General features: G+C 33.1%; 8 protein-coding genes and 1 pseudogene. 2 read left to right on the top strand and 7 right to left on the bottom strand.

All coding sequences use genetic code 11. From position 1 onward, the window contains the following. The 7 genes and pseudogenes from BWGOE10_RS32210 to ald all read right to left on the bottom strand — a co-directional run. A pseudogene (locus BWGOE10_RS32210) lies at window positions 1-78 on the bottom strand (IS6 family transposase); the annotation flags it as partial. A gap of 523 nt (window positions 79-601) precedes the next feature. After that, entirely contained in the window at window positions 602-1,051 is a 450-nt protein-coding gene (locus BWGOE10_RS27660; RefSeq protein ID WP_070146002.1) for a GNAT family N-acetyltransferase, read from the bottom strand. A 96-nt stretch (window positions 1,052-1,147) separates the two neighbouring features. Further along, window positions 1,148-1,339 carry a hypothetical protein gene (locus BWGOE10_RS27655; protein ID WP_070146001.1) on the bottom strand — a complete coding sequence of 64 codons (192 nt, stop codon included), beginning with the start codon at window positions 1,337-1,339 and terminating at the stop codon, window positions 1,148-1,150. 821 nt (window positions 1,340-2,160) lie between these two features. Then, window positions 2,161-3,549 carry an MFS transporter gene (locus BWGOE10_RS27650; RefSeq protein WP_070146000.1) on the bottom strand — a complete coding sequence of 463 codons (1,389 nt, stop codon included), beginning with the start codon at window positions 3,547-3,549 and terminating at the stop codon, window positions 2,161-2,163. Window positions 3,550-4,300: 751 nt separating this feature from the next. Beyond that, window positions 4,301-5,632 (bottom strand): amino acid permease, encoded by a 1,332-nt coding sequence (locus BWGOE10_RS27645; RefSeq protein ID WP_070145999.1) that lies wholly within the window; start codon window positions 5,630-5,632, stop codon window positions 4,301-4,303. Between the two features lie 92 nt (window positions 5,633-5,724). After that, window positions 5,725-6,726, bottom strand: coding sequence for a bifunctional threonine ammonia-lyase/L-serine ammonia-lyase TdcB (tdcB, locus tag BWGOE10_RS27640; RefSeq protein WP_070145998.1), 1,002 nt, complete (start codon window positions 6,724-6,726; stop codon window positions 5,725-5,727). Continuing rightward, complete coding sequence (gene ald / locus BWGOE10_RS27635; protein ID WP_070145997.1) at window positions 6,723-7,835, bottom strand: alanine dehydrogenase; 1,113 nt, start codon at window positions 7,833-7,835, stop codon at window positions 6,723-6,725. The genes tdcB and ald overlap by 4 nt, the downstream gene beginning before the upstream one ends. A 568-nt stretch (window positions 7,836-8,403) precedes the next feature. Here ald and BWGOE10_RS27630 point away from each other — a divergent pair. Further along, window positions 8,404-9,750 carry an APC family permease gene (locus tag BWGOE10_RS27630; protein ID WP_070145996.1) on the top strand — a complete coding sequence of 449 codons (1,347 nt, stop codon included), beginning with the start codon at window positions 8,404-8,406 and terminating at the stop codon, window positions 9,748-9,750. A gap of 562 nt (window positions 9,751-10,312) precedes the next feature. Then, window positions 10,313-10,618 carry a hypothetical protein gene (locus tag BWGOE10_RS27625; RefSeq protein ID WP_070145995.1) on the top strand — a complete coding sequence of 102 codons (306 nt, stop codon included), beginning with the start codon at window positions 10,313-10,315 and terminating at the stop codon, window positions 10,616-10,618. Window positions 10,619-10,902: the final 284 nt, after the last annotated feature.

Here is a 10,902-nt window from a genome sequence, read left to right as displayed (position 1 = left end):
CCGTAGGTACCACCTTACTGTTAATAAGATTAGTTCAGGCTGATAATGCTTCCATTTGAACAAATTCTCCTTTTCCATACTGATCACACACCTTTTGTAGAGTAGTAATATCAGTATGTCCAAGTTTAAGAGATTTTTTGCACCAGAACCATCCAATCTATTAGCTATCGCCCCCCTATAAACCATAATAACTTTTAAAATAGTAATCCCAACTGTTAAACAACAAATAAAATTTTTACAAAAGAAAACAACTTGGATAAAAACAGGTTGTTTTCTTTTATAGGGTAGAACAAAGAAAGAGCGGAAAAGCAATACACAAACGTGTAAATCACATGGAGTAAACCGATAAATAAGACTAAAAATTCTGAAAATTTAACCGATAAGGGTTTTCGGTGACTCTTTCTTTGTTGTTATGAGTTTAACATTAAAAATAACATAAATCAACAAAAAAATATAAAATTCTGATAAATTCGACATTTACTTCATAGATTAACATAACACCACTTATCAGCAGTCACTGTATCTAAAAACCTAAAAAAAGTCCCTTCGAATCTTCTGAAGGGATTTTTCGTTCACATAATCAATTGTTATTGGAAGTTCTTTATTTATAGGTTAAACTCATGGAAATCTGCCGATCTACAAAACCAAATTCTTTATATAGTTCTCTTGCAAAGTTCATTGCATGAACATTTAATCGTATTTCTTTATGTCCTTTTAAAGACAATTCATCTAATCCTGCTTTCATCAATTTCTTTGAAAGCTTTTGACCACGATACTCTGGTAAAACGTATAATTCGTAAATGAATCCTACACTCTCTTGTGAAAAATAATCTTTACCACTGCCAATTAGAATCCATCCCTTTAAGTCATCATTTAGATTGTCATCGTCTTTAAGTACTAAGTAGTATGCTCCTTGTTCTAATGTTGTTTGTACAATTTCTTTTACTCGTTTTTGTGTAGGTTTAAAAGTCTTGACTGTTCCTTCGTATAGAGCATTATCTGATTTTGCTAGAATTTCATTCAGATCATTTTCACTAGCTTGTTTAATCATATTTTTCCCCTTTGTTTACATAAATTTCGTTATAGGAAGCTGATTTTTAACATTAGAGCAAACCCCTCCCCATTTGGAGAGAGGTACGATCCGTTCTCAGTATTTTTTCTTTTTAAGTCGGTAAAGTCCTGTCAGACTAGCCCCTGTTGCAATGACAATCATAATAATAAAGATGCTTAGAGAAGCAACTGTATTTGGAATCAACTTAGCAAAGTTTGTCCAAAGTAATGCAATGGTTGCTAACCAGACTAATCCTATTAGACTAGTCCACCCCGTTTTTTTTGTCATATTTCACTCACCTCCTATTTCTTATTGTATCATTTAAAATAATCGATTTTCTTGTATTTTTGTATGTATATGGTATTCATGTAAGGTTAACATAATGCATTATTATTGGTAGCAAGGACATGGCAGAATCCTAATCTCACAAGGAATCCGCCTTTTTCTTTTTCTATGATACTATGCATTTTTTTATACATTCCTATTTTGGCCTCCCCATAGTTCCCTATGTCTCCCGATTTTTTGCATAAAATCTTGCATGCTCTTAGCGTGGGTTTTTTCCAAAATGCTGGTGGTACCCCATGCCCATCAAGCTAATAACAAAAAACGAGTTACATACTACCGTTTTTCTCAAAATACGAATCAACTGGGACCTGAACAGAATGTCGTGCAGACCTAAATGAGCGTTATCAAGATAGAGGACATTAACACCAGGAATTAAAGATTCTAATGTCCTCTAAGGCTTAACCAAAAAGGATTTTATTATTTCCGCTAAAGTTTAAATGTAAAAGTTACAGGTATCTTGGGGTTACCCGTTATTCCAGAATATGGCCCTTTAACGGAACAAATCTATTGTCACTCAACAGTTCCTTAATCCACTTTTCAATTCAGATGTTCTTTTCCTTTTCACTATAAAAAACCCCCTTTAGATAAAAAATATCCAAAGGGGTAAAACATCGCGACTTTATTTCAAATCTACAGCAGGCTTAATTGTATAAGCATCAATAGCTGCGTATACATCAGGTAAACCTTTTTTCACCAATGCCTTGCTTGATAACAATGGGATATGGGGTTCTAACATGAAATAATCATTTTAAGGTTTTATAAATCTATTTTGTCGCTTTTCGTCCTACTAATACCCAGTACAGAGATAAACTAAAAAGGGTAATGAGTACGAGAATGAATAGGATATTACTAAACATGGAAGCATCTAAATTACTTGTAATCCCTAGGAAGCTTTTTTGCATTGCGGAATGGTCCATCATTGCTGCTGTATAGGCAATTCCGATTGACATAGCGACATTAAGTGTTAAGTTATAAAAACCGATCGCTGTTCCTGTTTTTTCTTTTTCAATTGTACAAATGCAAGAATCAAGTAATGGTGCATACATGAATGCAAATGAACTAGAGAATAAAATCATGGATATCACAAATACAACAACCGAAGTTTTTATAAAGAATCCGCCTAATAGTAAGCTGACGATAATGCTAGACATAGCAAGTGTAATACATTGCTTGCTTCCCATAACCTTCGCAACTTTTCCAGAAAGAGCCCCGACTATAGTAGCTGCTATATAGCCTGGAATCAATAATAGTGAAATGGTATCTAGCTTCAAACCATAAATCTTTTCAAGCAAGAATGGAAATAAGAAAATATATGCTAACTGTACAGAGTAAATTATAAAAGCAACTCCAAGCAATGAGATAAACTGTTTATTTTGAAAGAATGATATTCCGATAAAAGCTTTTGAGTTCTTGCTGATATAAGTAAGGAACAAGGTAATTGCAACAATAAACAAGAGAAGGTAAATCCAATTAAAATCGGTAATATATAGTAGTAGTGATGCTGAAATGGCTCCAACTAGAAATAATCCTAATACATCTACATTACTGTTTTTCGCTTCTTCCTTAGGAAGATACTTTAAAATAAAAGGAAGGGTGAAAAGTGTTACTAAAGAAAGTAAAAACAGAGTTGTCCAATGGAAATATGTTGAAACATAACCTCCAGTTAGTGCACCTATAAGCTGTGAAAGAGCAAAACTGCTTGTACTTAATCCTAAAAATTTCTTTTGTTCATTTGCAGGTAAATGTTTTGTTACAAATATCACATATAAGGTTTCAGCTGATGCTAAACCGGCAGTCTGGATAATTCGTGAGATAACCACTAGTAAAAACGAGTGTTGAAAAATATATCCCATGACTGAACCGACACATATTAAAATAATACCAATGCTAAAAAGTTTTCTGATACTAACGGAATCTGCTAAAGCAGCGTAAACTACTGCCCCAATTCCAATTACAAGGCCAGCTAGGGTTGCTTGCCAGCTAACAGTTGTCACTGAAATGTGAAAATCCTTTGCCATATCAACAGAAATAATCTTAAACGAATTGTCAATTACCAAACATAATAGAAATAACAATAAGGTAATGGGTACTGCTTTCTTAACACTATATTCCTGAGCTTTCTTCATGCTCACATCTTCATTTATTGTAGACATAGCTATATTCCTCTTTTCTTGTTATTCAGGAAATTTTCTTCCTGAGTCATGATTGTCTGGCCTTTAATTACCAATTGATCCTTTTGTAAAAGGATAGTTTCAGTAATTGCTACACCTTTTGTTTCAAATGCGAGGCTTCCTTGTGCACAGCTGTACCCATCTTTGTTCGTTCCTTCTTATGGCGTTCGGAAAGGAAACGTTTTCATATACAACCAAAAACATCGTATCTTTTGATTGCACTTTCATGATGATGCTTAATAACTCCTTGAGCTATATAATATTGTCCGGTTATTTAAAAACTTGTATGCACCTGAATATTGAAAAGGATATCATACCGTTCCTTCTTATGATGTTTACAAGGAAGCATTTTCATGAACAACAAAAAATACCTTACCTTTTGATTACGCTTTCATGATAATGCATGATGACTCTTTCAGATATAGGGGTATGTGTAGCAATGTAACAGGATAACGCAACAAGCATTAGCGGACATTAGAAATGATAAAATTATCACTTTTTATATGAAAACAGCTCAATTTTAGATACTTTTTCATTCTTCTGAAACAGAAAAATTCGATTTTGTAAAAAGATCAAGAACATATTCCACTGATAATGTCCGATAAGTATCATTAGCGGACATCACAATACACAAAATGGGTATTTCATGTTCACTAACATACGAAATAGCCCGTAAAATGAATGTCCGCTAATACTTAACGTAAGTTTTGGTTCCATTGCTACACACACCCCACTATGAGGTTTCTTCTTTTGTTAGGTGACTATGTTTTTTCGAATAAACAAAGTATACAACTACTCCAATTGCCAACCAAACACCGAAGTATATCCATGTTTTTAACGGTAAATTTACCATTAAGAATAGACAACATGCAACTGAAATAATCGGTAAGATTGGTACAAATGGTACCATAAATCCACGTTGTAATTTCGGATGCGTTTTACGAAGAATGATGACAGTTACACCAACCATCGCGAATGTTAATAACGCTCCAATATTTGCTAAATTTGATAATTCTTTTAAATCGATAAAGCCCGCAATTAAAGCACTACCAATTCCTGTTAACCAAGTTGTAAATGTCGGCGCTTCTGTCTTTCGGTTAATTTCCGCAAAATATTCTGGCAATAATCCGTCACGACTCATCGCAAAGAATACACGTGTTGCTGCATAGATATAGGCAAAAATTACAGCCATAATACCAATTACAGCTCCAATAGCAATTACACCAGCCACTTTATCTTGTCCTACAACTTCTAGTACATAGGCCATCGCTTCAGGTACATCTAATTCCTTGTAAGAAACCATACCTGTCATAACGAGACAAACTACAACATAAATGATTGTACAAATAACTAACGAAGCAATAATACCAATCGGTAAATCACGTTGCGGATTTTTTACTTCTTCTGCTGAAGTTGCTAATGCATCAAAACCTAAGAAAGCAAAGAATACCGCTGCTCCCCCCGTGAAAACTCCACTTAAACCGTACGGTGCAAATGGTATCCAGTTTTCTGGTTTCACGTAGAATACACCAACAGCAATGAATAAAACAACAATACCAATTTTAATTAATACCATTATATTATTCACACGCTTACTTTCTTTCGTACCTCGTGATAATAACCAAGTTATAACTAACGTAACGAAAACTGCTGGTAAATTCACCATACCACCTTGCGACGGAATCGTTAACAGCGCTTTTGGAATTTCAAGTCCCAATCCACTTACTAAGTTGTGGAAGTAACCAGTCCATCCGCCAGCTACTGCGGCAGTCGTTACATATGAATATGTGTACACACTACCTGAAACAGGAAGTGTAGATGCAACCTCTGCATAACATAAAGCTGCAAATCCACAAACAATTGCTGCAATCATAAATGAAAAAATAACTGCTGGACCAGCATCTCTTGCTGCCACTAATCCAGTTAATACTAGAACTCCTGTACCAATTATCGCACCAATTCCTAGCATTGTTAGGTCAAATGCCCCTAGTGTTTTTGTCAAAGTCTTACTTTGGCTTTCTCCCAACAATTTCGAAACAGATTTTTTTCGTAATAAGTTGGCCAAAATACATGCCTCCTTTTATGAAAGAAGAGCTAAGATATCCTTCCTAGCTCTTCTTTCATAAAATCAATCTATGTTATAGGTTATCTAAACCTTTATTTCACTTCATTTGCAACAAAGAAATGCTCGCATACACTGGAAATGCGTTTTAAGTCTACATTTCCACCTGAAATAACTGCTACTACCTTTTTACCTTTTATATATTGATCAACTTTTCCTGCAAGAAGTGCAGCTGTAGCTAATGCGCCTGCCCCTTCTACGACAGCTTTGCCACGTTGTAGTAAATCTTTCATGGCTACCTCTAGTTCATCTTCTGATACCGTTACAATATCATCTACTAATTCTTTTACAATTTCAAAGGTTAAATTTCCTGGTATTTTAACCGCACATCCATCTGCTATTGTAGGTGCTTCATAGTGTGATACAATTTTTCCAACATCATAAGAAGCTTTCATTCCATGGACATTAGCAGCTTGAATACCAATAATATTAATTGACGGATTAAATGATTTCAGTGCAACTGAAATTCCTGAAATTATACCACCACCACCAATAGGTACAATTACAGTATCAACATCCCACATATCATCAAGAATATCTAAACCAATTGTTCCTTGACCCGCCATTACCTCTACATCGTCATATGGATGTAAATATGTTTCACCTGTTTGCTGTATTATTTCTTCACATTTAGCCTTAGCATCATCAAAAGTGTCTCCATGTAAAATAACTTCAGAACCATATCCTTTAGTAGCATCAACTTTAGCTTGTGGTGCAGAAGTTGGCATAACAATTTTACTTTTAATTCCAAGCAAATGAGAAGATAATGCAACACCTTGTGCATGATTCCCAGCTGAACAAGCAATTACACCGTTTGTTTTTTCTTCGTCTGTTAGATTTGAAATTTTATTAAATGCACCACGAAATTTAAATGATCCAGTTAACTGCATATTTTCCAACTTTAAATATATTTCTCCACCGGTTTTACTTGTCAAATAGAAAGATTTAACAAGCGGAGTCTTACGAGCTTTTCCAAAAAGAATTTGTTGAGCTTTTTTTATATCACCAATGTTAAGTGGTAAAGCTTTGTTAATCATATTAACACTTCTTTCAATGGTTTATAATCTAACTCTAATGTTGATCCTAAATTTTCATAGGTAATCGTACCTTTATAAATGTTTATACCAGATGCCAAAGCTGGTTTGTTGATAATTGCATTCTCTAATCCATCTTTAGCAATTGCTAATAAGTATTCAATATTACCATTTGCTAAAGCCATGGTCGAAGTACGTGGGGTAGCACCAGGCATATTTGGTACAGCATAATGAATTACATCATGCTTAATAAATACAGGGTTATCATGTGTTGTATAGTGATCAACTGTTTCAACTGTTCCACCCTGATCAATTGCTATATCAACAATAACACTACCAGGTTTCATAGATTGAACCATATATTCTTTTACAATTTTCGGTGGTCTAGCTCCTGGTATTAAGATAGTCGAAATAAATACGTCTGCCTCTTTTATATGTTTTTCTAAGTTTTCAGTATTAGATTCAATAACTTGCACAGAATCATTCGCATATTTTTCTTTTAAATAAGCAATTTGTGTGTTGTTTAGTTCTAAAATTGTTACATGACAACCAATTCCAATTGCCATATCACATGCATTAATAGCTGCATTTCCTCCACCTAAAATGACAACATTTCCAGCAGGAATTCCCTCAATTCCTGATAATAAAATTCCTTCTCCTTGATGTTGTTTTTCTAGATAATAAGCTCCCATAAAGACTGCGCGACGACCAGCAATCGCACTCATTGGTTTTAATAGTGCTAAAATACCATCTTCACTAATTGTCTCTCCAGCAATTGCAGTAGTTCCTGCTTGTCTCATTGCTTCCACACATTCTTTAGAAGCTGCTAGATGTAAAAACCCCCAGACAATAAGGTCTTTTTTAAAGTAATGATATTCTGCAGGTAATGGTTCTTTTACTTTTACTACCATATCAACATCCCAAGCTTTTTCTTGCGTTACTAAACTTGCACCTGCATTTGTATATTCATCATTTGTATATCCAGAACCTAAACCAGCATCTTTCTGCACTAAAACTTGATGACCTTCTTTAACTAACTTTCTAACATTTTCAGGAGTCATCCCTACACGAGCTTCTCCTTTTTTTATCTCTTTTACTATTCCAATTTTCATTACTAGCACGTCCTTTCAAACGAGTTTATTTCTCAAACAATACCAGCGATTACGAGTGAGTAATATTAAACACAATATATTTATTGTGCCATATATGGTATTTTTTATCGCCTGATTGCCACTATACGATAGCAACATTCAAATTGTTATGTCAATTGATTGTGAAATAGTTCACAAAATATCTTTAATTTATAGGTTTAAAAAACCTATTGCAAAATAATGATTGAATCCTATTTTTTTGTATGCTAGACTTTGTCACGAATAGCATCTCTTCTGAATTTAAAGAAATTTTGGTTATACACTACAAGCTGGAAATTATATAAATTTATGTTGGATATAGATGTTCTTATCTGAATGTTTTATTAAAGATATAATTGCAGATAAACATGTGAAATATTTCACAAAAGTATCTACAATTGTTCATTTTGCTATGTTATTTAATTTTCTATAATAAAGTTCAAAATTTCACTAGCAAAAATATTTTATAAACAAATAGGGAAGAATATTTAAACAAAAATTTAAATTCATTAGAGAGTGTATCTATTCTTATAAAAGAGGAGTGATCACTTTGTCACAACAACTAAAAAAAGACATCGGTTTCTTTGCTGCTTTAACTACTGTAATTGGTACTGTTATAGGAGCTGGTGTTTTCTTCAAACCAACTGCTGTATATGGTGCAACTGGTACGGCAAGCTTAGGATTGCTTGCATGGATAATAGGTGGAATTTTAACTATATGTGCTGGATTAACTGCTGCTGAATTATCAGCAGCTATCCCAGAAACAGGTGGCATGATGGCCTATTTAAAACGTACTTATGGAAATCTAACAGCATTTCTATTAGGTTGGGCACAAACAGTCATTTACTTTCCAGCAAATATTGCAGCACTTGCTATTATTTTTGGGACTCAAACTGTTAACCTGTTTGGACTAAATCCTAATGAAAATCAAATGCTTATAGTTGGAATTGCTATAATTACTGCAACTTTTGTAACCTTAATGAACTTTTTAGGTGCAAAAGCTGCTGGTGGAATTCAGATGGCTTCTACCATATGCAAATTACTCCCTTTAGGACTTCTTATTATTTTCGGGTTACTACATCAAGGCGATGTAACGTTTCAATTATTCCCAATTGAAGCTGGATCCGATAAGTCTTTTATTTCTGCACTTGGTTCTGCTTTATTAGCAACAATGTTTGCATATGATGGATGGATACATGTTGGGAATATTGCTGGAGAAATGAAAAATCCTAAAAAAGATTTACCTAAAGCTATTATTTTAGGTTTAACAATTGTTATGATTGTATATTTACTAATTAACATTGCATTTCTACTGGTCATGTCTGCAACTGCGCTCGCAGGTACTGATACACCAGCATCTGAAATAGCAACAATTCTCTTTGGTACAATGGGTGGTAAATTAGTTAGTATCGGTATCTTAATTTCTGTGTTTGGAACAATTAATGGATATATTATGACTGGAATGCGAATTCCCTATGCAATGGCCTTAGAGAATAAACTGCCTTTTAGTAAATGGTTTGCTACATTATCTAATAAAAGCAGAATTCCTTATAATTCTGGCATATTTATCTTATTAATTTCTGTAATTATGATGCTTGTTGGTGGGTTTAATACTTTAACAGATATGTTAGTGTTTGTTATATGGATATTCTATACAATGACATTTTTAGCTGTTTTCATTTTACGTAAGAGAGAGCCAGAACTTATACGTCCTTATAAAGTACCATTATATCCAGTTGTACCAATAATCTCTTTATTTGGTGGGGCATTTATTGTGTTAAATACATTATTTACACAACCATTACTAGCATTATGTGGAATAGGGTTAACTGGTTTAGGTCTCCCAATATATTTTAAAATGCGCCATAAACATACTAATGTTAAAGTGGAGAATTAGTGGGTTAGTTGCACCTGAAATAAAATCAATTATTATTAAGTGAATATAAGGTTATTATTAGTGTTCATAAAACTTTGGGAGAAGAAGAAAAATATAAATTTACAGTCGTTTTGGAAATTAGATAAGATTTAAATAAAAATTTAATTGGAATAGTCGTAAATCTATTTTGTAATTGGTAGAAAGTACACATTGGATTTTCAACTTCTTAAAAATTGAGGTTATCAGGTTGCATATGTTTTTATGAAAAATTTAATGAGAGCATTTGAATAATGTCATAGAGCAAGAGCATAGATGTGTAAAGCAATGTTTTGCCAATTTAGAAGGAATTCAAAAGTCTTTGTCATACTGCATGTTCCTTCAAAGAAATCCAAATAATCTATAACAAAAACGCAGTTTGCAATCAAACTGCGTTTTTTCAACATACAATGAATTATAGCAATGACTTGAAATGCTTTTGTAATTAGCCGAATTATGTATTTATTAAAAAAATTTGCAAAATCCAATTTAACGTATTTTTATAAAATTTCTTCTTTAATTTATAAACATAAAAGGAGAGTTATCAATGATGCTAAAAAATATAACACCGATTGGGATAAATGACGAAGTGAGTAAAACGGTAATTAATCAAATAGGAAATATATATTCAACATTTTTATTTATAAGTCCATCTGGTTATGTCCTTATAAACGAATATTTAAATGAAAATATATGTATTCATACTATTTGCGGGGGAATAATAGCTATAATTGACAATCAAATCCAAATAATAAAACACCATCAGGTATTGTATCTCAACTTTAAAAAAAATCTTGAATTAAGAAATAATACAACTGAAAATGTAGTTATTTACATTGGATTATGTCAATAAGTACTTAGAAATTGAACTAAATAAGTATCACCAATCCTACTGACATTCATTTTCCTTAGTATTTCATATCTTTGTACTAAGAGGAAAGATATTTTCATCGGAGAGCAATAAAAAACCTATAAATACTTCCTTATATTTTAAGCAAGCTACATCTAACTTGAACTACCCCCACTTTCACTTCGTTTAGAAGTGGGGGATTCCTAAGTAAAGAGTTCTATCGAACTCTAATTTATTAGGCTATCTCCACAGTCCTTGCGGTTAGAAGCCTTATCGCTTCATTCTTT

This window comes from Bacillus mycoides, from assembly GCF_001757995.1.
Taxonomy (GTDB): Bacteria; Bacillota; Bacilli; order Bacillales; family Bacillaceae_G; genus Bacillus_A; species Bacillus_A mycoides_B.
Note: the sequence above shows the minus strand (reverse complement) of the source record. Positions and strands in the feature narration are given on the sequence as shown.